The organism is Niveispirillum sp. KHB5.9, assembly GCF_048066115.1.
Taxonomy (GTDB): Bacteria; Pseudomonadota; Alphaproteobacteria; order Azospirillales; family Azospirillaceae; genus Niveispirillum.
On record NZ_JBLTYX010000020.1, the window covers coordinates 1 to 25,588 of the forward strand.

Here is a 25,588-nt window from a genome sequence, read left to right on the forward strand (position 1 = left end):
CCGCTTGGCCTCCGAGACGTCCAGTCCGCCATATTTCGATTTCCAGGCGTAAAATGTCGCCTCCGATATCCCGTGCCGCCGGCAGATATCTGCCGTCTTCTGACCAGCCTCCTGCTCCGATAATCTGCTCTTCGCTGAAACGGCTCTTCTTCATCAAATAGCCCTCCTCGGTCGGAAGGACTCTACTTTATACCGGACACATTTCCAGGGAGCAGGTCACGATGCCCTGCACCCCCTGATTGACGGCGGCGATCAGCGGCGCATAGGGACCAAAGGCGGCGGGGTTGGGATAGATGCCGGCGAAGGATGACGTCTGGGTGACTGCCACCGTGTTGCGTTCATGGTCATAACGCAGGCCCGCCAGCAGCGACAATTGATCGGCCAGCTCGATCCGCCCGTCGGCGAACAGGGCCATCGTCTCCACCTTCATCGCCATGTCGGCCGCGTATTGGACCGGTACGTTCGGCAATACTGCGACATACATGCCTGCAAACTGGCTGGCCTGGGCGGCCGGAACCCCCGCCCCCTGCAACAGCAGGGCAATCTGGTTCGCCGGCGTGGGCACCAGCGTACGGCTTTCCGAACCGGTATCCTGGTCGCGGTGGTAATAATAGGCGCCGACCAAACCCTTGATCCAATCCGCATCGTGGTGCAGCCGCACTTCCTGCGAGAAGGTTTCGTACTGGTAGGGGGCGATGCCATAGCTGGTCGGGGCCGGCGTATTGTCGCCATCATAGGTGCGCAACAGATCGACATCGCTGTAATTGCTGACGGCACTCAGCGTCGTGCCCTCGGCGATGGCGTAATCCAGCGCCAGATTGACGATGTCGACATTGTTTTTGCTGGAGTTGGGAAAGTCGCCGTAATTGACCCGGTCGTCGTAAAAGTCGGGCGCCGTCGTGCTGGAATAGGTGAAACTGTAGCCGGCTTCCTTCTTGAAATGCGAATAGCCCAGGCGTGCCTCGAAGCCCGGCAGTGCTTCCGGTGTCCACAGCAGCTTGCCGCGCAGGTTGGTGCTGTCCAGCGGCCCTTCCGGCTCGTCACGCGTGACATTGTGGGTGAAGTTGTCGCTGTCGCGCTTTTCCGCCGACACGCGGAAGGCCAGTTCACCCGGCACCAGCGGCCCGCCGCCGGCAAAGGCGAAGGTGCGCGTGTCGAATTCCGCCAGCTGCACCTTGGCCTGGGCATCCCAGTCGAAGGTCGGGTCCTGCGACCGCAGCACGATGGCACCGGCGAGCGCGTTCAGGCCCTGCAGGGTCGATTGCGGACCGCGGAAGATTTCCACCTGGGCCAGGTCCCAGGTATCGGTGGGGCCGAAGCCGACAATACCGTCCGGCAGGGCGGCACCATCCAGATAGATGGTGGCCAGCGGCGCATCACCGCCGCCCGACACGCCGCGATTGGCGATGCCGCGGATGGTGAAGCCCGAGGAGCCATAGGTTTCCGACATGTTGGCGGTACGGTTGATGATGTCCTGGAGGGACTGGATATTCTCCTCCTCCTCCAGCCGCTTGGCGGTGGTAACGGCAACCGACGCGGCGGTGTCTTGCAGCGACCGCGCCACCTTCTCACCCGTCACAATGATCTCGGTCTCCATCGTCGCATCCGCATCAACGGCCTGCGCGGCTGCAATCGAAGACAGAGCCAGCAAGGCCGTAGCGCTTGCGGAAACCAACAGCGATCTAGACATCTCAGCCCCTTCCCAAAGGGTGACCCAGCCTGTTATTCGCAAATGATTATGAGAGTCAATATTAACTGTATGGCACCAGCAGGGATTGATGCCAGCGGCCAGAAAACATTCGACCGCTGGCATCATCTCCTCACGCGGTCCCGATCATTGAATGGCTTCCATCAGGTCCAGCCGGTCGCGCAATGGATCGGGGCGGAACTGCGCACGGCCCGCCACATAGTCCATCAGCGCGTCGGTTGCCGCCGCATAGGGTGGATAGCCCGGATTGCCCATGCGCGCGAAGGCCACGAAATGATCGTGGAAGGCCTTGGCCACGGCCTGGTCGGCCGGGCTGGTCGCACCGGGATAGCGGGCGTCGATGGTGCGGAAGGCGTAGGGGATTTCGCTGGCATGGGTGGCGCCCGGCATCTTCTCCCGCTGGCTTTCCGCCACATGGGAGAAGCGATAGGCGAAGGTGGGCAGGCCCGCCCCCGACCATTGCCGCGCCAGATGGCGGGCCGGCTCGATGAAGATGCGGTCGCCCACGATCTTCCAGACACTCAGCAGGGGCGTGGGACTGGCATAGGCCTGACGGGCCGCCGACTCCCCAGCGCCGAAACCCTTCAGCAGCGTCTCCGCATCACCGATGGGAAAGCCGTCCAGGCCCGTGGCGCCCACCATCAGCGGCACCCGTTGCGCACGGCCCGCCTCCACACTCTTCGCCGGCTCCTCCACCAGGAATTTGCCGTCCAGCATCGGGCCGGCATAATGATCCACGCCGGCCCCCATGATCGACCGCATGTCCAGTCCATCGACGACGCGCTCGGCCGGCAGGGCGCGCAGGGCCGCCAGCCCCTTCGCCCCCTGGTCCTCCACCCCGGCGCGGCGCGCGAAATTCACCCCGCGCTGTTCGCCATCGCCCAGGGGACGCAGGCCCAGGCCCGTGGCACGGCCGCCGCCGGACATGATGATGGCCTTGTCGAACAGGCCGGCGGCGGCCGGCACCGACAGCAGCACATGCACCGAACGTCCGCCGGCACTTTCCCCAAACAGGGTGACATTGGCCGGGTCGCCGCCGAAGCCCGCGATGTTGCGGCGGACCCATTGCAGGGCCGCCACCTGATCCATGAACCCGAAATTGCCCGTGGGCGCCGGCGCCGCCTCCGCCGTCAGCGCCGGATGGGCGAAGAAGCCGAAGCGGCCAAGCCGGTAATTCAGGCTGACCAGGATGACGCCGCTGCGCGCGAAGGCCGAACCGTCATAGACGGTGGGGGAGGAGCCGCCATTGACGAAGCCGCCGCCATGGATCCAGACCATGACCGGCCGCTTCACCCCGGCCTGCGGCTTGGGCGCCCAGACATTGAGGTACAGGCAATCCTCCACCATCGGACCGCCCAGGGGGGCGGCGTCGCCGGGGAACGGGTTCTGCAGACAGTCATGGCCGTAATCGCCGGCCTTGCGCACGCCCGGCCAGGGGATGACGGGCGCCGGCGGGCGCCAGCGCAGGTCGCCGACCGGGGCCGCGGCATAGGGGATGCCCTTGAAGGCGACGACACCGCCCTCCTCCACCCCCTCAATGCGCCCCCCATCGACGGAAACGGGCGCGGCAACAGCGGCGGGCGCCAGGGCCAGCAGCACGGCAAGCAACAGGTGACGCATCATAACCCTCCGGTTGAGCGGCCGAAGCCGATGGGATAGAGCGGATCGGCGCTGTCATGTGGCAGGGCCGGCGATTGTGCCCGCACTGCGGACATGTCCGACGGCAGTTCGAATGGCAGCCGCCCCTTCGGCGCCACCTTTCCCCGCAGCGCATCGAACAGGGCCGCATCGCCGATGCCGAAGGCGGCCAGCAGCAGGGCCGCGTGCGGGCGCACTGCGGTCACGATGGCCGGCCGGTCCATGTCCACCACCAGAATGACGGGCGCCTTGGCCGCCGCCGCCTGCTTCACCATGGCCAGGCCCGCACTGTCCGGCTTGAAATCCAGATCGCCCTCATGCTGGCGCGAACCGAAGAAATGGCCGGGATGCAGTTTCTGATGCGGGGTGGACAGGCGGATCAGGCTGACATCCGCCTTGTCCGGACTGTCGACCACCAAAAAGCCGGCCGCCTGTGCCGCCGCCGGATCGACGCCGTGCAGGAAAAGGCGCCTGCCTTTGTCGGGCAGGGCCACGGGGCCCAGCCGGTTCTCCAGCACCACCAGCGACCGTGCCTGTGCCGCGCGCCCTGCCGCGACCTTGTCGGCTGAACCGACGATGGCGGCAGCGCGGGTGGCATCGACGAACGGGTTCTCGAACAGGCCCAGCTCGAATTTCAGGGCCAGGATGTGACCCACCGCTTCGTCCAGCCGTGCCATGGGCAACAGCTTCTGTTCCACCGCCTCGCGCAGGGGAGCGCCATCATCGACGCCGCCGAACTGGTCGATGCCGGCCAGCATGCCCTTGGCGAAACGCTGCGGTTTGGTCAGATCCTCCACGCCCCAGGGCATGGCGATATCCTTGGGTGCTTGCGGCGGGGTGCCGGTGCGGCAGCTTTCATTGCAGTCATAGGTGATGGCCCAGTCGGAAAGGACCAGCCCCCGGAACCTGTGCGTGCCACGCAGCAGGTCGGTCAGCAATTCGCGGGAATAGCCGCCGCCCACCGGCTCCACCGGCCTGCCGTTCAGGCCCAGTCCCTGCTGGATGGTGTAGGTGGGCATGATGCCGGTGGCCCCGGCCTCGAAAGCCCCCTTGAACGCGGCGACATGCCGGTCGAAGCCACCCTTGGTGAAGTCGGTGAAGCGGCCATAATAGTTATGCCCGTCATAGCCATCGACCTGGGCTCCATAGCCCACCCAATGCTTGACCACCGTGGCCACGCCGCCCGGCGCCAGCCCGTCATCGGCACCTTGCATGCCCTGCACATAGGCCTTCACCTGAGCCGACACCCGGTCGGGATCCTCACCGAAGGTGCCATTGATGCGGGACCAGCGTGGCTCCGTACCCAGGTCGGCCTGCGGCGACAGGGCCATGGAGATGCCGACGGCGCGATATTCATCACGCACCAGGGCCGCGAAACGGCGGGTCAGGGCGGGATCGTCGATGGCGCCCAGGCCCAGCGTTTCCGGCCATTGCGAGAAGCCGCTGACCGTGACGCTGGACCCGGCCGTCACCTGGAAATGGCTGCGCGGATCGGTGGAGATCATCAGCGGAATGCCCAGCCGGCCGCCGGCCGCGATCTCCTGCAAGCCATTGTTCTGGGCCGCGAAATCCACCGGGCCGATGGCCATGCGGGTGATCATGGACGTGACGTGCCGGTCCAGGATCATGGCGCGGGCGGCAGCCTCGTCATAGGCGGGACCCGGCGACATCGGCCCGCCCTGCACGGGGGCAGTGCCATGCACCGCCTCCCCCGCCTTCTCCGCCAGGGTCATACGGCCCACCAGATCGGCAGCCCGAACCTGCGGCGACACGCGCCAATCCTCATAGGGATCAAGCCGCCCGTCGCGGTTCAGGTCGCGAAAGGACAAACCGTCGACGGCCAGCACGGGCTGGCCGGATGGCAGGGATGGCTGCGGCGGGGCGGCCAGGGCCGCACCCGGCGACAGCAGCAGGGCCAGAAGGGCCGGGCGGGACAAATATCGCATGATCTCCCCTCCCCGCCTCAAGGCTTCAGCGTGCGCTGGCCGACGCGCGCCTTGCCCGACAGCACCGTGGTCGCGGCGGACGGGCCGACGGCCACGTCGTAATCGCCGCCCTCGATGCGCCATTGGCGTTCGGCTTCATCGAAGCTGGCCAGCAGGCGCGGGTCGGCCTTGACGGTGACGGTACGCCGCTCGCCGGGTTTCAGATCGATCTTCTCGAACCCGATCAGACGACGCAGCTTCTTGCCGGCGGCACCCGCCAGATAGATCTGCGGCGCGTCCTTGCCCTGAAGCTTGCCGGTATTGGTCACCTCGAAGCTGACGGTCAGGGTGTCGCCGCCCTTCACCCGCAGCTTGTCATAGGCGAAGGTGGTGTAGGACAGCCCATGGCCGAAGGGAAACAGCGGCTTCATGCCCGATGCCGCGAAACGGCGGTAGCCCACATCGGCCCCCTCTTCGTAAACCACGTCGAACTGCTGTTTTTCCGGCAGACCCCAGCCGGGCAGGGTGGGGCGCGGATACTGGTCGGCGCTGGCCGGGAAGGTCACGGGCAGCCGGCCGGACGGGTTGGTCTTGCCGGTCAGGATATCGGCGATGGCCTCTCCGCCCTTTTGGCCGCCATACCAGGCGGCAACGACGCCCCCCACCTTGTCCAGCCAGGGCATCAACACCGGCCCACCGGTCTGCAAGACCACGATATTGTTGGGATTGGCGGCGGCCACCGCCTCGATCAGCGCGTCCTGGCCGCCGGGCAGGTTCATGTCATAGGCGTCCAGCCCCTCCGACATCCATTGATTGGCGAACAGGATGACGATGTCGGCATCCTTCGCCAGTGCCGCGGCGGCGGCCGGATACCGGCCGTCATTGAAACTGACCACCGCCCCCGGCAAGGCCGCGCGCAACGCCGCCAGCGGCGGGGAATTGTGGAAGGCCTGGCGCAGCCAGGCGGCCATGAAGCCCTCGCCCCCCACGGGGATCACCGTGGGATTGCCACCGACGCTCGTCACCTGCGACGAGCCGGCGCCCGACAGTACACCGCTGTCGGCATGCCCGCCGATCACCGCCACCTTCTTCACCGAAGGCGCCAGCGGCAGCAGGCCCTTGGAATTCGACAGCAGCACGATGCCTTCATCGGCCACGCTCTTGGCGATGGCGGCATGGGCGGCGGCATCGATGACGGGCGGTGCCTTCGCCTCGAACAGTCCGGCCGCGAACATGGAGCGCAGGATACGCCGCGACATGTCGGACAGGCGCGCGGCGGGAACGGTCCCGGCAGTCACGGCCTGCTTCAACGGCTCCCCGAACCAGACCTGATCATCCAGTTGTTCGCCCGACTGCTGATCCAGGCCCTTCAGCGCATAGTCGGTGGCGTGAACCGCACCCCAGTCCGACATGACCCAGCCCTTGTAACCCCAATCCCCCTTCAGCACGCCGTTCAGCAGATGGTCGTTGCCGCAGGAATAGGCGCTGTTCACCAGATTGTAGGCGCACATGACGGAGCCGGGCTGGCCCTTCTCGATGGCGATCTGGAAGGCCAGCAGGTCGCTCTCGCGATGTGCGGCTTCCCCGATCACCGAATTGGCCCAGTGGCGGTTGGTCTCCTGCCCGTTCAGGCTGAAATGCTTGATGGTGGAGATGATGGGATTGCTCTGGATGCCGCGGATGCTTTCACCGGCCAGCACACCCGCCAGCCACGGATCCTCGCCCAGATATTCGAAATTGCGGCCGTTGCGCGGGTCGCGGGCCAGATTGACGCCGCCGGCCAGCAGCACGTTGAAACCCTTGGCCAGCGCCTCCCGCCCGATCATGGCCCCGCCATCATGGGCCAGCTTCGCATTGAAGGTGGCGGCCAGCGCCAGACCGGACGGCAGGGCCGTGGCCGTGTCGCCGGGACGGATGCCCATCGGGTTGGTCACGCCCAGGCTGGCATCCGTCTCCTTCAGGGCGGGAATGCCCAGGCGCGGAATACCGGGAATGTAGCCCGCACCACCCACCGCCCCGTCGGGCAGCTTGTCCAGCTTGAACGGCAGGGCCATGGGGCCGTGCAGCAGGGCGATGCGCTCATCCGGCGTCAGCTGGGCATCCAGCAGCCGGGCGCGCTCGTCGGGCGACAGCGCAGGATCACGCCAGCCCTGACCGTCCGCCGCCCGGGCGCCGGCCGTCAGCGCTGCCAGACAGAGGCCCGTGGCCAGGACGGCCCTGATGGATCGGTGGATATTCATCAATACCTCCGGTGAATTGATTTCATTGAAAAAGACGGCGCGGGGAGCCCTCATGAGAGGGAGGATGGAAGGGGGTGCCCCACAGGCCCCCCGCGCCGCGACAAGGTCAGAAATCGATGCCGAAACGGACACCGTAGGTACGCGGCGGGGCGTAGAAATCGCCATTGCCGTTGGTTGCCAGACCCGTGGTGGCATTGGGGCCGGACGCGGTGCGCACGTCGTCATTCTCCAGGTTGCGGACATAGGCCATCAGCGTCCAGGAGCCTTCCGACGGGGCATAGGTCAGCGACAGGTCGGTTTTGGTGAAGTCATCCTGCTTGTTCTGCTGGAAGCCGTGATATTCCAGGTACTTGGAGGATTCGAAATGCGACTGCACCCGTGCCGTCAGGCTGGCCCCGTCGGGCAGGTCGAACCGGTGCTGATAGCCCAGGTTGATCGACCATTCCGGCGTGCGGGCCATGTGGCAGCCGGAGAAGTCGGCCGCGCGCGGGGCCGCCGCGCTGTAATTGGCGGTGAAGCAGCGCGCCATGCTGGCATTGGCGGCATTGTTGGCGAACGCATCGCCCCGGGGCAGCAGGAACTTCTTGTAGCGCGCATGCAGCCAGGAGACGCTGGCGTCGATCCGGTCCTCCTCCGTCAGCAGGAAGTCGGTCTCCACCTCCAGGCCGTAGATTTCCGCCTTGTCGGCGTTCAGCGTCACCGTGGCATCCTGTCCGGCGATGGTGCCCACGGCCGAGACCTGGAAGTCCTGGTAATCGTAATAGAAGGCCGAGGCGTTCAATTGCAGGCGGTTGTCCAGCAGCCGGTTCTTCACACCCAGTTCATAGGAGGTGATGATTTCCGGCTTGTAGTCGTTGGGTTCCACCCCGTCGAAATAGCCGCCGGCCTTATAGCCTGTGGCCAGGTTCGCATAGATCATGCTGTCATCGGTCAGGTCGTAATCGACGCCGGCACGCCAGTTCACCCGGTCCCACGTATTGTCGGAGACGTTCAGGGTCACCGTGCTGGTGACGGCCCCGGCATTGTTGGTGAAATAGGTGCCGCCATTGCGGCCCTTGCGATCCTCGGTATAGCGCACGCCACCCGTGAGGCGCAGTTCATCGGTCACCGACCAGGTGGCCTGGGAGAAGACGGCCTTGGTCTTGGCGAACACTTCGGGCTGGATGAAGCTCAGATAACGGTTGTCGGCCTGGAAGATGCGGAAATCGACATCGTTATCCTCCTTGAAGTAATAGGCGCCGATCACCCATTTCAGGCTCTCCGTCTCCCCACCCAGGCGCAGTTCGTGCGACCAGGTTTCGTCGATGCCGTGGAAATAGTTGGGGGCGTGTGTGGCCGGGTTCTCACCGATACGGTTGTCCTTGGCGGAATTGAAGCCGACCAGATAGGTCAGCTGCGCCCAGTCCAGGTCGTAGTTCAGCTCCGTCCCCGCACTCCAGAAGGTATTGTCGCGCGAGGTGTTGACGCGTGACAGGATGGTCCGCGGATCGCCCGTTTCCATGGGATAGGCCACATCGCCGCCATTGTTGCCGCCCCGGTGCAGCCAGTCGGCCCGCAGGTTCAGGCTCAGCTTTTCCGTGGGCGTCCACAGCGCCTGGATGCGCGCCGATTTGTCGTCCTGGCTGTCCTTGTCGTTGCCGGCCTGCGGCCCCTGGGTGATCGACTTCTGGTAGCCGTCATGGCGCGTCGTCTGGAAGGCGGCGCGTACGGCCAACGTATCGGCCAGCGGCACGTTCAGCATGCCGCCCGTGGTCAGCGCGTCGTAATTGCCGAACTCGACCGAGGCGGAGCCTTCCAGCTGCTGCGTCGGCTTCTTGGTGATGACATTGATGGCGCCCGCCGTGGCGTTGCGGCCATAGAGCGTGCCCTGCGGCCCGCGCAGCACCTCGACCCGGTCGATATCATAGAACAGGGCACCTGTGGCCGTGGCGCGGGCGATATAGATGCCGTCGATATGATAGGCGACGGCCGGATCGCCCACTTCCGTGGTGTTGGTGCTGCCGATACCGCGCATGAATATCTGCGAGGCGCCGCCGCCGGTATTGGTGATTTGCAGACTGGGCACCGTTGCCGACAGGTCGACGACGCTCTTCACACCCTGGCTTTCAAGGCCCTCGCCCGTAATGGCCGACACGGCCAGCGGCGTCTCCTGCAGGTTCTCCGCCCGGCGCTGCGCCGTGACGACAATCTCCTCCAGTTGCAAACTGTCCGCCGTCTGGGCAAACACGGACAGGGCGGGCGCCATGGCGACGATGGCGGCACCGAACATCAAGCGAGATTTGGACATGACTTCACTCCCTCGTCGTTTTTCGATCGTTATGGGAAGCGAACAAGGATCACCCGAGGCCCGTCAGGCGACGGCCGGCCGTTTCCGCCACGGAAAATCCGTGCGGATGGGTGATAGCAAGGGGCCGGCCGCCGACCCTGGGGTCAGCTGGTGCCGACGGGGCGCTCGGATGGTTTCATTGTCTACTCCCTGTATCGTCCCCTTATGGGGCTCTCTACAATCCGGATGGATTTAGGGACAACGTTGTCCCCATCGCACCGAAAATAACCGGCCTCTCTCTGCCGGTCGGAAATTCTGTTATCATTGATAACGATGTCCCGCAAGGACAAAATGTCCAACGTTGTCCCCTTCCTTGCATGATCTTGCCCGCCTGGGTTAAAAGCATGCGGCACTGAATAATCCGGAGCCTTCCGTTTCGTGAGCAAGCCCACAATCCATGATGTGGCCCGCGTGGCCGGCGTGTCGATCAAGACCGTGTCGCGCGTCCTGAACGGAGAACCGAAGGCCAGCCCGGCGACGCGCGAACGGGTGATGGCGGCCGTCGCCACGCTGGATTATTCACCCAACCTGTCGGCACGCAGCCTGTCGGCGGCCCGCAACTACATGATCGCCTTCGTCTTCGGCACCTATCCCGAACTGCCGAACATGTCGTTGCAAAACGAGTATATCGCCGGTCTGCAGGTGGGGGCGGTGACCGCGGCGCGGGCGGCGGGTTTCCACCTGCTGGTGGAACCGCTGGAGATGACGCCGGACCGGTTCAGCGAACGGGCGGCACGGCTGATCTCCATGCCGGCGGTGGATGGGTTCATCATCATGCCGGGTTTGGCCGACGATCCACGCCTGCTGGCGGTGCTGGCGCAGCGTCCCGGTTGCTATGTCCGCGTCAGCCCGGGTGTGGAGATGGAAAACCTGCCGGCCATCGTACGCATCGACGATTACCGGGCGGCGGCCGACATGACGCGTCATCTGCTGGATCTCGGCCACCGCCATATCGGTTTCATCGGTGGCCGGCCCAATTTCGGTTCGGCGGAGCTGCGTTTCCAGGCCTTCCGCGACGTGATGAATGCGGCGGGCGTCTTCGACCCGACCGTGGTCCGCAGCGGCGACTATACCAGGGAATCCGGCCGGGCGGCCGGGGCGGAACTGCTGGCGCTGGACCAGCGCCCCACCGCCATCTTCGCCGCCAATGACGGCATGGCCATCGGCGTCATGGCGCTGGCCCATGAACGGGGGCTGCGGGTACCCACCGACCTGTCCGTCGCCGGCATCGACGATATCACCATGGCGGCCAGCATCTGGCCGGCATTGACCACCGTCCGCCAGCCGATCATCGCCATGGGTGCGGCCGCCGCCGGCTACATCGTGGCGGCCAGCACGACGGGCACCCTGCCGCCGCCCCTGCCCTTCTTCCCCCATGAACTGGTCGTCAGGGACAGCACGGCCGCCCCCTCAAGCCACTGACCGGCGCAGGTCGGCATTGCCATGCACATGCCGGCCGGGCTTTTCGGCACCGATGAGGGCGACGACGGCCCGCGCCACCGCCACGGAGGACACAGCCCCGTAGGGTGAGAGGGGGCCGACCAGGATGGGCGTGAGCATAGCGAAGATACGCTGGCCGATCGTCTCCCACACCCGCCGCTCGTTCCGGTCGCCCAGCAGGAAGCCCGGCCGGATCAGGTCCACCCGTTCAAAGCCGAGATCGGCGACCGCCCGCTCGATGGCCCCCTTGGTGCGCAGATAAAAGCCGGGACCGCCGGCACCCGCGGCGGTGACCAGGATGAACTGGCGCGCACCCAGCGCCCGCGCACCCCTGGCGACGGCAAGCACATAATCGTGATCGACACGGAACATGGCCGGCTGCGAGCCCGCCTTGGCGATGGTCGTGCCCAGACAGGATATGGCGACATCGATCCCCTCAGGCACCGCGGGCCTCAGCACATTCTCCGGTGCCGCGCAGAGCTGTTCGAAATCGACCGGATGGCCGGAACCGGACGATCCGTGGCGGACCAGACTGATCAGGTCGATGTCGGGACGGGCCGCGAGAAGGGTGCGCACACCATCGCCGACGAGGCCGGTACCGCCGGCAAGAAGGACATGTTGGGTCACGGGATACGCGCCTTTCGAGATGAGGGCTGTTTTTCAATGAATGCCATGGGAACAGGTACCCGCCAGCCGCTCCATATATATTTAATGCTGCCCGCCTTTCCGCGTCTGAAATTGCCCCCGGCGCCGCCAGCAAGCGAGGCAAGCCAAGCAAGCCGCTCATCGCGAAGGATGGCGTGCCGGACCTTGCCTGCATCGTCGCGTAACGGCGCTCCGGTGATCTCGTAGCTTTCGGGACATTTATTAGGGGACGGTCGTATCCCGGCAACGCCACCAGCCCACGCAAAGCCCGGCACAAAGGTACCGACTGTGTCCGCCGGGTCTCTGCCCTGAAAGCAGTCGGCAAATCGTGAACCCGGCGCGGCCCACCGGCAGGATATGCGACTTTCATCCTTAGCTTGCTAAATTGACATAGACAACTCAACGAATGAAATATACTGATATTTCAATTCCCAGGAACGCGTTTGCCATCCAATTCAAGCGCCGCCGCTTAATAAAATTAAGAACAGATAAGCTCTGCACACCTTATACAGTCAATACTGTATTTGCGTTTCATTTTTACTATCCTCCACATTTTCGGAGTTAATACGCCTGACCACCCAAAGATCGGGAGAAGAACGGTGCATAAACTTAAAATTGAACGCCCGACCAAATCCAATTGGTGTATAATAATACTGCTCGCCGTCATTCTATCATTGCATCTCATTGTCACGCCCCCACCAAGTCGCGGAACTGGTGTGGGTGAGCGCGACACCCCCGAGGTTGCCGGTGCGGTATCCGGGTCCTTCGCCGTCGCGGGTAGCGGTGCTGCAACCTATGCCGTTGCGCTGGCGGTGCCGCCCGGGATCGCCGGGGTGGAGCCCTCCCTGTCCCTCGTCTATAGCAGCCATGAAGGCAACGGGCTGATGGGCGTGGGCTGGACGCTGACGGGCCTGTCGGCCATCACGCGCTGCCCGCGGATACAGGCCACCGACAAGGTCGCGGGCGGCATCGGGTTCGACGGGAACGATCGCTATTGCCTGGACGGCGAGCGGCTGATCCTGATCTCCGGCAAGGAGGGCGCGCCCGGTGCGACCTATCGCACGGAACGGGAGAGCTGGATCAGGATCACCGTCGGGCCTGGCTGCGACGGCGTGCCCAGCCAGTCGCCCTGCCGCTTCTTCGCCGACACCAAGGAAGGGGCGCGGGTTGAGTTCGGCACCGAAGCGGATGCCAGGATCGCCGCGACGCAATCGGGAAGCGGTGCGTCCAGAACCATCAGGATATGGGCGATCAACAAGATCACCGACCGCAATGGCAATTACGTCCGCATCCGCTACGCGAGCGACGGGAGCTTCGGATATCAGCCGACGGAAATCGAATATACGGGAAACCAGAACGCTCCCCAGCCGGCCGCGATGCGCCGCATCCGGTTCAACTATGAAGGCCGCAAGGACGAGGCCGAGGGGTTCACGCTGGGTTATCCGACCCGTACCCGGGTGCGGTTGCATGAAATCCAGACCTTCGTCGGTGACGATCCGGTGATGAAATACCGGTTCGAGTATGATTACAGCAAGACCACCGGGCACAGCCTGCTTCTCCGGCTTCGCCAATGCGACGCGAACGGCATCTGCCTGCCCGCGACGGAATTCGCCTGGCAGGCCAATGAAATGGAAAACTGGCGGAAGGACACGCCCATCGGCAGACAGCAGGAGGCGCTCAATACGGGCGAAGCCGATGACGGGATCTGGCTCACCGCGGATTTCACGGGCACGGGCCTGCCCGGCCTGGTGCATGTGCGCAACGCCGGGGCATCAAGTAAAAGCCAGGGCCACGCGGTCATTTCCACCTTCGTGTCCGACGGCAAGGGGGCATGGCAGAAGCTGAAGAGCGGGGCCAAGCTCGGCGACAGCGCCTTCTACAAAGGCAATCGCTGGATCGCCATGGATGTGGATGGCGACAGCCGGGTCGATCTTGTCGAGATTCTGCCAGGGGCCAAGCCATCCACCCAGACATACCGCTCAAAGGGCGATGGCGAATGGGTCGCCGACCTGCCAACCGGAGGATACAAAGGAAAATTCGACAATGGCGAGTGGTTGCCCGTCGATATCGACGGGGATGGGCGAGCCGATCTGGTTTGCATCGTCGCCGACGTGAAGGGCGAAAAGACCACGGTCGATCTGAGCATTCTGAAATGGAACGAAGGCCCTGGGACCGTGGTCGGCCAGAAGGTCATGATCCGCGCCTTTCAGTCCCACTCCACGGCCACCCGACATTATGACGGGAAGACCGGCGACTGGATGGTCATTGATGTCAATGGCGATGGCCGGTCCGACCTCCTGAACCTTTATACGAAAGACAGCAAGGTTCAGATCCTGACCCAGCCGGCTCCGGGACCGGGCGAAGGCTGGGCCGAACCCCGCATCGATCGCCACACCGTGGCGTCCGACGGCAAATGGATCCAGGCCGATCTCAATGGCGACGGATTGATGGACCTGATCCAGTTTTCCAAGTCGAAAACCCCGAAAAGCATCTCCGCCTATGCGTTGACCGCCCTCGGAAACGGCAGCTGGGTGTCCAGGAAGCTGGAGGATTTCACCGTTCCGGGCGCCGAATTCAAGGAAATCAGGCAGTGGATCGTCACGGACCAGAACCTTGACGGGCTGGCCGACCTCATCGTGCAGACCGACAATGCCGCATATGGCTACATGTTCACCCGGACGGACGGGCTGGAGCCGAAGGGGCTCGCCCCGCTCCCGGTATCCGGCAAGTCGAAACTGCATTCCCTCCAGTCCCTGGATGCCGATGGGGACAGCATCCCCGATCTGGTTTCGCTTGCCATGGAAGGCGGAACGATGCGGGTGGGCAGCCGTCTGACCCCGGGGCCCGTCCCCGATCTGGTCTCAGCGGTCACCACGGGACTGGGGGGACGGACGGAGATCGTCTACAAATCGCTGACGGACCCGTCCGTCTATGTGAAGGGCAGCGACGCCAGATATCCGGAAACGGATATCCAGGTGGCAAGGCAGGTCGTTGCAGAGGAGAAGGTCTTCGCCGGTTCCGGCACCGACGCCCAATCGGGCCATTTCTCCTATTCATATACCGGTCTGCGGATCAGCAATGACGGCCGCGGGTCGCAGGGCTTCGGGACCCGGACGCGGACCGACATCAACGCGAAGGTCGATCCGCAACTGCGGACCAGGGCCGTCACCGCCTTTCATCAGCAATGGCCGCTGACCGGCTATATCGACAAGGAGACGGTGTATGGACCGGATGGCAATGGCGGCCTCACCATTCCCGTCGATGAACAGCGCGAAACCTACCAGCATCTGAAGCGCAACGGCCTGTCGGAGCCGTATTACATCGTCCAGAAGATTGAATCGGCGCGCGATCATTTCGCGCCCTATGGCCGTCCCGCCCGGCAATGGAAGGAAGGCGAGAGTGCCGCGAAGATAAGGCATGAATCGGGCTATACCTATACGCGACGCACGACATTTCACTTCGATGCGCCGCTTGACCGGCTGCTGCACGTAACGAACGTGTCCAACCTCGAGGATGGTGCGCCGATCGATCCGCTTTATACCTGCTACGCCTACCGGCGCGGACCGGCGGAGCCGAGCGCACGGACATGGCAGGATTATCTGGTGGTGGCAACGAAGACCACGACCCGCCAGGAGGATTGCGCCGGCGACTGGAATGCCGGGGAGACTGCGGCTTGGACCCGGGACAGCCTGAACTGGACCCGGTTCGATCATGATCCGCAGACGGGAAACGTCGTGGCGGTCAGGACCTGGAACGACCAGTCCGGCACGTTCGTCACCTCCGGCTATGAATATGACGTGTACGGCAATACGCGCAAACTGATCGAACCCAAAGGAAACGTGACGGAACTCGACTATGCCTACGGCAAGGTGACGCGGCTTCGCACGCGAATGCACCTGGATGCCGGCGCCGTTCTGGAACAGACCGCCGAATTCGACCCCAGGTTCGGGCTGCTCACCCGGCAGACGGACGAGAATGGCACGATCATTTTCAAGCTGCCCGACCCGACCGCCGCGGAACCCGGCTATGACGGTTTTGGCCGCGTGCTGCGGGTCCAGTCGCCCACGGGAAACCAAACCGATCCGCGCAACCCCGATCTGGTCACCGTCATCGAGAAGCAATATGCGCGGGTCCTGGATACCGACCGCAAGCCGGCGGGCCTGACGATAGAAACCTGGCGACGGGAAAGCTGGTCCGATGGAGACCGCAAGTCCTGGGCCTGGTCGAAGACGGTCGTCGATGGGATGGGCAGGGACACCCGGCATCAGGCGGGCCGCCAGGCCGGCACGGTCAAGACCGTCGATATCGACTACACCCCGCACGGGCTCGTCCGGTCCGTATCGCTACCCTATTTCACGCAGCGTGAATGGACGACCTCCTACAGCTACAACATCCAGGGTCTCATCAGGACCAGGACCGATCCGGAGGGCGTCGAGTATCGGCAGGCCTATGCGGACGCCCTCAGCATGCAGGCGACCGGACCGGATCCGGCGAATGAAATCGCAACAGGGGAACGGGGCACCAGGACGAGCGTGACGACATACACGCGCTTCGACCTGAAGAAGCGCATGGCCTGGATGGCCTATCCGGATTTCGACGGGAAGACCGACACCGCCACCATCGAGAACAACCCCAACAGGGCCAACGCCACCTATGACCCGCTCGGCCGGGAAATCCGCAATATCGATCAGCTGGGCGTCTGGACGGAGTTCAAGTATGACAGCCTGAACCGGCTCATCAGCGTGAAGGGGATGGAAAGCGGCGAAACCCGGATCACATACGATGACAATGACCAGGTAATCGCGACGTTCGACGCCGCCGGGAACCGGACCGGATACGAGTATGACGGCCTCGGCCGGCTGCTTTCCGAAACGACGGCGGCATCCAGGACCAGCTATGGGTATGACGCCGCCGACGCCTCCCGGAACGCGAAGGGCCGGCTGGACTCCGTGTCCGTCACGCAGGCCGGCGGGAAGGAACCGGTCATCCGCTATGCCTACAGCTATGACCTGCTGGGGCGGGTCGTGAAGGTCGAAACGATGATCCCTGCCCTGGCGCAGGAACCGTTCGTCACCCGGTATGTCTATGACGTCCCGGGTCGGGTCACCAGCGTGACCGCGCCGGAACAGGCGGGTGCGGCCGAGACACGATACAGCTACGACCCGGGACAGGGCACGCTGCTGACGGCCGCCTATCGCCGGGGAAGCGCGGTTTCACTGACGAAGTCGTTTTCCAACCACACCGCTCTGGGGGATGCGCGGCGCATCGATTATTCGAACGGCGTCGGCATCGACCTCACCTACAGCCCGCTCGGCCGCCCGCTCACCAGCCGCACGACGAAGGGATCCGTTGTCCTGCGGGATTTCGGCTACAATTGGAACGATGCCGGGATGCTCCTATGGCTCAACGACCGGCGCAAGGAGGCGGAGAACGGCGTCTCCCTGGGCCGGGCATTCACCTACGACGCCCTTGGCAACACGCTGACGGCACTCTCGCCACAATCCCAGAAGCTGCGTCGCTACGGATACGATTATGGCGGCAACCTGACCCGGCAGGACGATCTGCACTATTCCTATCGCAGCGACAAACCCGATCAGCTCAGCCATGTCTGTGACCGGACCACGAACCCGGGATGCGTGCCGGACAAGTCGATGCGGTTCGGGTATGACGCCCAGGGGCGGCTTGAAAGCAGGCAGGCCTCGCCGTCGCTCAAGGCCGGAAACCTCAATGAGGATTGGCGCTATGGCTTCAACGCCGCAGACGATCTGGTCGAGGTGGAGTCCGGCGGCACCGTCCAGAAAGCCGCCTATGACCATACCGGGCGGCGCGTCATGCGCCAGGACATGGGGCGCACGGGGGGCCGGGCCTATCCCGCCGGCACCACCTACTACATCTCGCCCCTGACCGAACTTCATTTCACCGACCGGAATGACGAGAAGACCTGGACCTATACGAACTATGCCTTTGACGGCGACGGCGCGTTCTTCGCCGACAGCGTCTCCAAGGCGGATGCGGTACCACCCCTGATCCGGGGCAGCATCGAGCCTATGATCCCGGGCGGGCTGCCGGGCTTGGCACTGTTCGGCACCCTGGCCCTGGCGGTCGGGGTGATGGCCCGCACGGGTCTCCCGGACCTGGCCGGCATGCGGCACCGGTTGCGCCGGCCGCCGGACGGCTTCGGCCTGTTCCGGCGCTGTATCGCCACCATCGTGGCGGCCAGCTTCCTGATCGTCCAACTCGCTCCGGGACACGCCCAGGCGGCCAAGCTGACGGGGCCCGGCATTCCCAAGGCCGGCCGGCAGCTGGTCCTGCATGGCGACCCCGCCGGCAATATCGTACTCACCACCGACCTGTCGGGCCGGGAGGTGAACCGGATCGTCTATGACCCGATCGGAGGTATCGAGCGGGACGACAGTACCGGAGAGAACAATTTCCGCCCGAAAATGCATGGCGTCGAGCGGGACGAGAATACCGGTCTCGATGATGTCGGCGACAATTACTACCATGCCGGCCTCGGCATGGCCCTGCTGCCGACCGGGCCGGCGCCCGGCTTCATGGGGCGTGTGCCACCCGGCCTCGCCGGATTCGCGGCCGGCATCGGCGATGGCGGGCCGGCCGGCAAAAATTTCGGTCCCGGCGGCGGTCACCGCGACGGCCCCGGGGATCCGGACGATCCCGACCATCCGGAACTCGACCATCCCGACGCTCCGGACCACTCCGATGCCCCTGGCGGTGGCGACGACTGGATGCCACCCGGCGCGCCGCCGCCGGTGTTGGCACCCGTCGAAGTGGGAATGCTTTTGATAAGGACCCGGATGGTGGCGCGGACCGCGGGCAAGGCGGCCATGCTGGCGGAGCTGGATTCCAATCCCCTGACGCTGCCCATCGGCATCGTGCTGACGACCTGGAGCATCATCAACTGGTTCAAGCCCAAGCATCACTACAAGCACGCCTTCCTGGTGGGCCATGGGGCCAACCATATCGCCGCCTCCTTCCTGTCCGGCGGGGGTGAAGCCTCCATCCACGGCATGCTGCGGTCCGGCCGCTCACCCCTCCACGTACCGTTCGAGGATTACCAGGCCTCACCGGCGATGAGCGGCATCAGCGCGGTGTCCGTGGCGGTCTGTCCGACCGGAACGGGGCTCAACTCCTTCCCCGCCGGCACGCAGGTGGTGACGGCCGAAGGCGACAAGCCGATCGAGCAGGTTGCCGTCGGTGACCAGGTGTTGAGCCTGGATGAGACGACCGGGCAACAGGAGGTGAAGAATGTCACGGAACTGACCAACCGCGTCGCGGACAGGCTGGTCACCGTCCAGTATGGAAACGCCACCATCGAAGCGACGCCGGAGCATCCGTTCTATGTTCCCGGCCGTGGCTGGATCACGGCGGAGGCTCTGCGGGTCGGCGATCCCCTGCTCGGCCGCGATGGCCGGACGGCCCCCGTCTCGGCAACCGCGACCCGCGACAACCCGGTCAAGGTCTTCAATTTCGAGGTTGCGGACAATCACAACTACTATGCCGGCAAACAAGCCATCCTGGTCCATAACCCCAGGAATAATCGGCAGGATTGCGTGGGAGGAACTCCAAGGCCCGGATCGCCAACCTGGAGAAGAACATTACAATTCTATAAAGATGAAGGGATGTGGAAGGAAGAGAACGGAATTCAGTATGTTATGGTCGAGCAGAAAGACGGAAGCTATGATTGGGCACCTCTGAAGTCCGTCAATATGGGCCATATCGTTGCTGCTGTCGATTTTTGGAATAATGGGTTGCGGAAGACCGGGAAGAGATCATGGCAGGTGAGGAATGTCATGCTCGATGACCAGAATTACATGTTCGAACTGGCGTCGGTTAATAAATCAAATGGCGCAAAAATGAAAAAAACCTATCTGCCGGAAGATGTTACCAAGAAGATCAACAAGGCAAAACAGAAGAAGAAAAAGAAGAAATGAAAACAGCCCCGTCCTGTCTGTCGACATCATAGGCTGTTCGACTTGTCTTGAATTCCCTCTTCCGTGCCATCCTGGTTTGCGCCAGGATGGCACGATCCAGCCTTGAAGTTAATTCGTTGATTTTAATAGATACTGGCTCGGAGCTGGCATCTGGCCCTGAAACGCTGAACCCCATCAACCTGTTGAGTTTTCTATAGTTTTTCTGTGTCAGCTTGGATGCGGGGGCTCGCCTTGACCGATGACATGACAATCCTTAGGCGTATATTTTATCTCATTTTCTCCTGAAATGGAGAGCGAGCATGTCGGATACAGATGTTTCCCATTCATACTGGCGAAACGACAACCGGGATCAGCTTATTCCTACCGCCAATCTATCCGATCAAACGGGGCCACCTCTGTCGCCCGTGACGGCTTCGCGGGTCAAGGAGCCGGTGCGTGGCGGCGTGCCCGGAGAGATCATCCTGGTGGTCGAGGATGAGGAGCGCGTGCGCGATTTCACCGTCGAGGCATTGCGCGAGCTGGGTTACATGGTGATCCATACCGGCAGCGGAAGGGAGGCATTGGCGATCCTGGAACGTGGCCAGGATGTCGCGCTCCTGTTCACGGACATCGTCATGCCGGAGATGACCGGCCGCCAGCTGGTTGACCGCGCCTCGGCGATCCGGCCGCAGATGAAGGTCATCTACACGACCGGGTACACGCGCAATGCCGTCGTCCATAACGGTGTAATCGATCCGGGCACCAATTTCCTACCCAAGCCTTTCAGCATCGATCAGCTTGCCGGAAAGATTCTTAACGTGATTGACCGAGAAATTTGATTTGAATTATTTTATAAAGAGGCGTCGCCACGTATGGCGGTGATTCCATTTTATTTACAATCTCAATAAAGTTTCTTGAATTATCCTTGCTCTATATCTATATTATCCGCTGATGGAGTGGATTTCTTGTCCGCTTCGGATAAGGAAGCAGGCCATGTCGACCATTCCGCATCACAAGTTCAAAATCGGGCAGAATCTCAATTTTCATCCGGGCCTTCAGGGATTTGTGATCCCGCCTGGCCTGTTCACCGTCAGCAGCTTGTTGCCAAGTGACGGGAACGAATTGCAATATCGTGTCCGCAATGTCGGCAGCGGTCAGGAACGGATCGTGCGTGAAAGCCAGTTGCGGCTTCCCTGACAGACCTGTTCAAGCGCGAAACTCCACCCAAATAGCCTTGTAATGGCAGGCGGCGGCAGCCAGCACCATAAGGTGCCAGACCACATTGTGGTAGCGCACCCGTTCCGCCAGATAGGCGCCGATACCGGCCGTATAGATGATCGCCCCCAACCCGATCCAGATACCGGTATCCGGCAACAGCAGGCCCGACAGGGCCGGGATCAATGGAAGCCCGATCCAGCCGAGCCCGATATAAAGCGCCAGACCCAGCCGTTCATGGCGGCGCGGCGCCAAAAGCTTCAGCATCGCGCCGCTCCCGGCAATGGCCCAGACCAGGGATAGGGTCAGGATAGCCTGCATATCCGGCAGCCGTGTCAGCAGCGGCGTGTAGGTGCCGGCGATGGCGAGATAGATGCAGGCGTGATCCAGGCGCCGAAGATGCTCCTTCAGCGCAGGGCGGCCGGCCAGATTGTAAGCTGCGGATGATATCAGCATCGCCGTCATGGCCATGGCATAGACGGCCAGCGCCATAACGCTAACGGGTGTTGCTGCGGACGTGACATCCGGAACGGCCAGACAGAAGCCGCCCACCCATCCCGCCGTGACCCCGAGCAGATGCACGATGGCATCCGCCCGGTATTCTCCCCGGCTGTAGGATGCGGAGGGCCGATCAACGGGATGGGTGGTGGCGTCCTGAACCATCAATGCGGTTCAACGCCGGCGGGGCGGCGGCGGCCGGCGCGCGGCCCCTCCCGTGGACGGGCGTTCATCCTTGTGCCGGTAGGTGATGCGCCCCTTGGTGAGATCGTAGGGCGTCATTTCCACACTGACGCGGTCGCCGGCCAGCGAACGGATGCGGCTCTTGCGCATGCGGCCCGCCGTATAGGCGATGATCTCATGGCCATTTTCCAGCTTCACCCGGAAACGGCCGTCGGGCAGGGCTTCTTCGATGATGCCCTCGAAATCAATGAATTCTTCCTTGGCCATTTGCCCTCTCCTGAACACGGAAAAGGCGGCGGCATGATTGCATGCCACCGCCCTGAAGTCCGGACCGGAGAGAGGCTTACGCCAAGCGCAGGTTCTCAGCCGCCGTCTTACCCTTGCGGGGATCGCGGACGGGGTCGAAGCTGACCTTCTGGCCTTCGTTCAGGCTGGACAGGCCAGCCCGCTCAACGGCGGAGATATGGATGAAAACGTCGGAAGAGCCGTCCTCGGGCTGGATGAAGCCGAAGCCCTTGGTGCTGTTGAACCACTTGACGGTACCGATGGACATGGAATGCCTCCTGGGATCTTACCCGTTCGGAGCTGCCCGGCGCGAAAGTGCGATGCGGGCATCAAAGTCACGACGGGGAGAAGAACCGGCCGAAGCCGACAGATGACCCAGCAGCAAAGTCGATGGCGTGAACATGGGCCGTGTCGGGGCAAGCGGCAAGGGGATAGATTGGGATATCAGGACATGGCAGCACTGCCCCCTGTATTCGGCCGCCGACATCCTGATCCCTATCGTCGGCACTGGGCATGCCCGGTGTGTGTCGAAAAGGAATGATGCCACGGCAACTCATTGTTCCTGGTCGTGGAGGGTTAGAGTTGATTTTGGAACATTCTGCATAGACCGCCCCGGAAATCCTGCGCCCGCTGGTTTCAACTCGGATAGATATGACGTATTAAGACTTAAGGCATACTATGGATGTTGACCTCTACACATGGTTGTGCTGTGTCAATATTGACATACGATGCCAATCCATCTTCCGGCACGGTTAAAATCAGATTACCTTGCCGCCACTGGTTTGCGTGTTCCATATCAACAGGATGCCATGACAACTGGTGACCTTGATCTTGATGTCTGTAATCGGGAGCCGATCCATATCCCGGGCAGCATCCAGCCCCACGGCATTCTGCTGGCCTTCGCCCGCGACGGTGCCGGCGGCTGGCGGCTGACGCAAGCCAGTGCCAATGCCGAACCGGCATTGGCACTGGCAACGGAACAGGCGCTGGGCCAACGACCGGAAGAGGTGCTGCATCCATCCCTGGCGGCGGCCGTCGCAAGTTTCCTGGCGGAGCCGCAACTGCCGAACCGGCCGGTGCCGCTGGCCGTCATTGACCTGCCGCAGGCCGGCAGCGTCCAGGTCCTCTCCCATGGCGGGGAGGATGGAGCTGCCCTTGTCGAACTGGAGGGGCTGAAGGGTGCCAACGGGCTGATCGACCGCGTCTATCCGCGCATGCGGGAGGCCATCGAACGCCTGGAGACGCTGGATGCGCCGGAGGAGATACTGGCATGTGCCGCGCAGGAGGTACGGGCGCTGACCGGCTTCGACCGGGTCCTGATCTACCGTTTCGACGCCGACTGGCATGGAACCGTGGTCGGGGAGGACGGCAACGGGCGGCTGCCCTCCTACATGGATCTGCGGTTCCCGGCCAGCGATATCCCGGTGCAGGCGCGCGAGCTTTACCGGTTGAACCGCCAGCGGCTGATCCCGGACGCCTTCTATGCGCCGGTCCCCATCGTGCCGGCGCTGAACCCGGCGACGGGGCGGCCGCTGGATCTCAGCTTCTCCGTCCTGCGCAGCGTGTCGCCCATCCATGTCGAATATATGCGGAACATGGAGACGGCCTCCTCCATGTCCGTGTCGATCCTGCTGCGTGGCCGGTTGTGGGGCCTGATCTCCTGTCACCACCGGGAACCGCGGGTGGCCTCCTACGCCGTGCGCTCGGCCTGTGATCTGATCGCCCAGATCCTGTCGGTGCGTATCGCCGCCGTGGAGGATCGCCGCGATGCAGACAACCGCATCGCGTTGAAGGCTATCCAGGCCCGGTTGCTGGCCGCCATGGCCCAGGCCGATCCCTTCATCGCCGGCCTGCAGGACGTTCCTGCCGATCTGCTGCGTTTCGCCGGCGCCAGTGGTGCCGCCATAATCTTCGAACAAACCTGCACCCTGATCGGGGAGACGCCGGGCAGCGAGGCGGTGAAGGGGCTGGTGGCCTGGCTGGCGGAACAGGGGGAGCCGGAGCAGTTCGCCACCGACAACCTGTCGGCATTCTATCCGCCGGCAGCCGGGTTCGAGGGCAAGGCGGCCGGCCTTCTCGCCATCGCCGTATCGAAGCTTCACGCCAGCTACATCCTCTGGTTTCGGCCGGAGGTGGTGCGCACCGTCCGCTGGGGTGGCGATCCGCGCAAGCCGACCGACCATAAATCCGGCCAGATGCGGCTGAACCCGCGCACCTCGTTCGAGGCCTGGAAGGAGGAAGTGCGCCACCGCGCCATCCCGTGGAGCGATGCGGAGCGGGAGACCGCCGCGGACCTGCGCCATTCGATCATCGGCATCGTCCTGCGCAAGGCGGAGGAATTGGCGGCGCTGTCGCGGGAACTGGCGCGGTCGAACAAGGAACTGGAATCCTTCTCATACTCCATCTCCCACGATCTGCGGGCGCCGTTCCGGCATATCGTGGGCTATGCCGAACTGCTGCACGATCTGGAGTCCGACCGGTTCAGCGCGACGGGCAGGCGCTATCTGGACACCATCGTCGATGCCGCGAACATGGCCGGCCTGCTGGTGGACAATCTTCTACATTTCTCGCAGATGGGCCGCAGCGAGCTGACGCCGGTTGCCATCGACATGAATGAACTGGTCGGTGAGGTCCTGGAAATGTTGAAGCCGGAAGCGGCCGGCCGGCCCATCGACTGGAAGATCGATCCGCTGCCCGTGGTCCGGGGGGACCCGACCATGATCCGGCTGATCTGGCAGAATCTCTTGTCGAACGCTATCAAGTATACCAGGGGGCGCGAACCCGCGCGCATTGAACTGGGCTGCGAGAGCCGCCCGGATGAGACATTGTTCTGGGTGCGCGACAATGGTGTCGGCTTCAATCAGGCTTACGAGAAGAAATTGTTCGGCGTATTTCAGAGACTGCATCGAAGCGAGGAGTTCGAGGGCATCGGTATCGGCCTGGCCAATGTCCGCCGCGCCATCGACCGGCATGGCGGCCGCACCTGGGCCGAGGGCCGCGTCGGCGAAGGCGCCATTTTCTACTTCACGCTGCCCCAAATGCGGGGCGGCGAAACAGCACAAAAGGGGCGCTTATGAGCAGCCTGAAGCCCATCCTCCTGGTCGAGGACAATCCGCGTGATCTGGAACTGACCCTGGCGGCGCTGGAGAAATGCCAGCTCGCCAACGACGTCATCGTGGCGCGCGACGGAGAAGAGGCACTGTCATTGCTGACCCATCGTGATCCGGGGAGCGGCGAATTCACGCTGGTGCCGGCCGTGGTCCTGCTGGACCTGAAACTGCCCAAGGTGGACGGGCTGGAAGTGCTGGAGCGGATGAAGGGTGATCCGGAAACCCGTCATGTCCCCATTGTGATGCTGACCGCATCGCGGGAGGAGAGCGATCTGGTCCGCAGCTACCAGCACGGGGTCAACGCCTTCGTGGTGAAGCCGGTGAATTTCAGGGATTTCTTCCAGGCGATCCGCGATCTGGGCGTCTTCTGGGCCATCCTGAACGAACCGCCGGTGACCACCCGCCGCCCGCCCGCCTCCACGTACGCGAAGGGTGTTTGACGGA

14 protein-coding genes and 2 pseudogenes are annotated in these 25,588 nt (G+C 63.5%); 6 read left to right on the forward strand and 10 right to left on the reverse strand.

What is annotated here, in order from left to right; translation table 11 throughout:
* The 6 genes and pseudogenes from ACM9HJ_RS24600 to ACM9HJ_RS24625 all read right to left on the reverse strand — a co-directional run.
* A pseudogene (locus tag ACM9HJ_RS24600) lies at nt 1-154 on the reverse strand (transposase); the annotation flags it as partial.
* Nucleotides 155-187: 33 nt separating this feature from the next.
* The gene (locus ACM9HJ_RS24605) at nt 188-1,597 is read right to left on the reverse strand and encodes a TonB-dependent receptor (protein WP_416574430.1); all 1,410 of its coding nucleotides are present in this window, start codon (nt 1,595-1,597) and stop codon (nt 188-190) included.
* 237 nt (nt 1,598-1,834) lie between these two features.
* Nucleotides 1,835-3,328, reverse strand: coding sequence for a carboxylesterase/lipase family protein (locus tag ACM9HJ_RS24610; RefSeq protein WP_416574431.1), 1,494 nt, complete (start codon nt 3,326-3,328; stop codon nt 1,835-1,837).
* Entirely contained in the window at nt 3,328-5,292 is a 1,965-nt protein-coding gene (locus tag ACM9HJ_RS24615) for a glycoside hydrolase family 3 protein (protein WP_416574432.1), read from the reverse strand. Before ACM9HJ_RS24615 ends, ACM9HJ_RS24610 begins: the two co-directional genes overlap by 1 nt.
* A 17-nt stretch (nt 5,293-5,309) precedes the next feature.
* The gene (locus ACM9HJ_RS24620) at nt 5,310-7,511 is read right to left on the reverse strand and encodes a beta-glucosidase family protein (protein WP_416574433.1); all 2,202 of its coding nucleotides are present in this window, start codon (nt 7,509-7,511) and stop codon (nt 5,310-5,312) included.
* A 106-nt stretch (nt 7,512-7,617) separates the two neighbouring features.
* Entirely contained in the window at nt 7,618-9,798 is a 2,181-nt protein-coding gene (locus ACM9HJ_RS24625) for a TonB-dependent receptor (RefSeq protein WP_416574434.1), read from the reverse strand.
* 417 nt (nt 9,799-10,215) lie between these two features.
* Here ACM9HJ_RS24625 and ACM9HJ_RS24630 point away from each other — a divergent pair, with 417 nt between their 5' ends.
* Nucleotides 10,216-11,259 carry a LacI family DNA-binding transcriptional regulator gene (locus ACM9HJ_RS24630; RefSeq protein ID WP_416574435.1) on the forward strand — a complete coding sequence of 348 codons (1,044 nt, stop codon included), beginning with the start codon at nt 10,216-10,218 and terminating at the stop codon, nt 11,257-11,259.
* Here the strand turns inward: ACM9HJ_RS24630 and ACM9HJ_RS24635 are convergent.
* Complete coding sequence (locus tag ACM9HJ_RS24635; RefSeq protein WP_416574436.1) at nt 11,248-11,904, reverse strand: hypothetical protein; 657 nt, start codon at nt 11,902-11,904, stop codon at nt 11,248-11,250. The genes ACM9HJ_RS24630 and ACM9HJ_RS24635 overlap by 12 nt on opposite strands.
* Before the next feature lie 617 nt (nt 11,905-12,521).
* Here ACM9HJ_RS24635 and ACM9HJ_RS24640 point away from each other — a divergent pair.
* The 3 genes from ACM9HJ_RS24640 (at nt 12,522) to ACM9HJ_RS24650 (ending at nt 21,050) form a co-directional block, all read left to right on the forward strand.
* A complete protein-coding gene (locus tag ACM9HJ_RS24640; RefSeq protein ID WP_416574437.1) occupies nt 12,522-19,874 on the forward strand; it encodes a polymorphic toxin-type HINT domain-containing protein in 7,353 nt (2,450 codons plus the stop codon).
* Nucleotides 19,875-20,173: 299 nt separating this feature from the next.
* Nucleotides 20,174-20,692, forward strand: coding sequence for a response regulator (locus ACM9HJ_RS24645; RefSeq protein ID WP_416574438.1), 519 nt, complete (start codon nt 20,174-20,176; stop codon nt 20,690-20,692).
* Nucleotides 20,693-20,846: 154 nt separating this feature from the next.
* The gene (locus ACM9HJ_RS24650) at nt 20,847-21,050 is read left to right on the forward strand and encodes a hypothetical protein (RefSeq protein ID WP_416574439.1); all 204 of its coding nucleotides are present in this window, start codon (nt 20,847-20,849) and stop codon (nt 21,048-21,050) included.
* 9 nt (nt 21,051-21,059) lie between these two features.
* On the opposite strand, the gene trhA is transcribed toward ACM9HJ_RS24650, so the two are convergent.
* The 3 genes and pseudogenes from trhA to ACM9HJ_RS24665 form a co-directional block, all read right to left on the reverse strand.
* Nucleotides 21,060-21,731 (reverse strand): PAQR family membrane homeostasis protein TrhA, encoded by a 672-nt coding sequence (gene trhA / locus ACM9HJ_RS24655; RefSeq protein ID WP_416574440.1) that lies wholly within the window; start codon nt 21,729-21,731, stop codon nt 21,060-21,062.
* A gap of 69 nt (nt 21,732-21,800) precedes the next feature.
* A pseudogene (gene infA / locus ACM9HJ_RS24660) lies at nt 21,801-22,016 on the reverse strand (translation initiation factor IF-1); the annotation flags it as partial.
* A 76-nt stretch (nt 22,017-22,092) separates the two neighbouring features.
* Entirely contained in the window at nt 22,093-22,302 is a 210-nt protein-coding gene (locus ACM9HJ_RS24665) for a cold-shock protein (protein WP_416574441.1), read from the reverse strand.
* A gap of 541 nt (nt 22,303-22,843) precedes the next feature.
* Between ACM9HJ_RS24665 and ACM9HJ_RS24670 the strand changes: the two genes are divergently transcribed.
* Both ACM9HJ_RS24670 and ACM9HJ_RS24675 read left to right on the forward strand, forming a co-directional pair.
* Nucleotides 22,844-25,111, forward strand: coding sequence for an ATP-binding protein (locus ACM9HJ_RS24670; protein ID WP_416574442.1), 2,268 nt, complete (start codon nt 22,844-22,846; stop codon nt 25,109-25,111).
* Nucleotides 25,108-25,584, forward strand: coding sequence for a response regulator (locus tag ACM9HJ_RS24675; RefSeq protein ID WP_416574443.1), 477 nt, complete (start codon nt 25,108-25,110; stop codon nt 25,582-25,584). The genes ACM9HJ_RS24670 and ACM9HJ_RS24675 overlap by 4 nt, the downstream gene beginning before the upstream one ends.
* Nucleotides 25,585-25,588 lie beyond the last annotated feature (4 nt).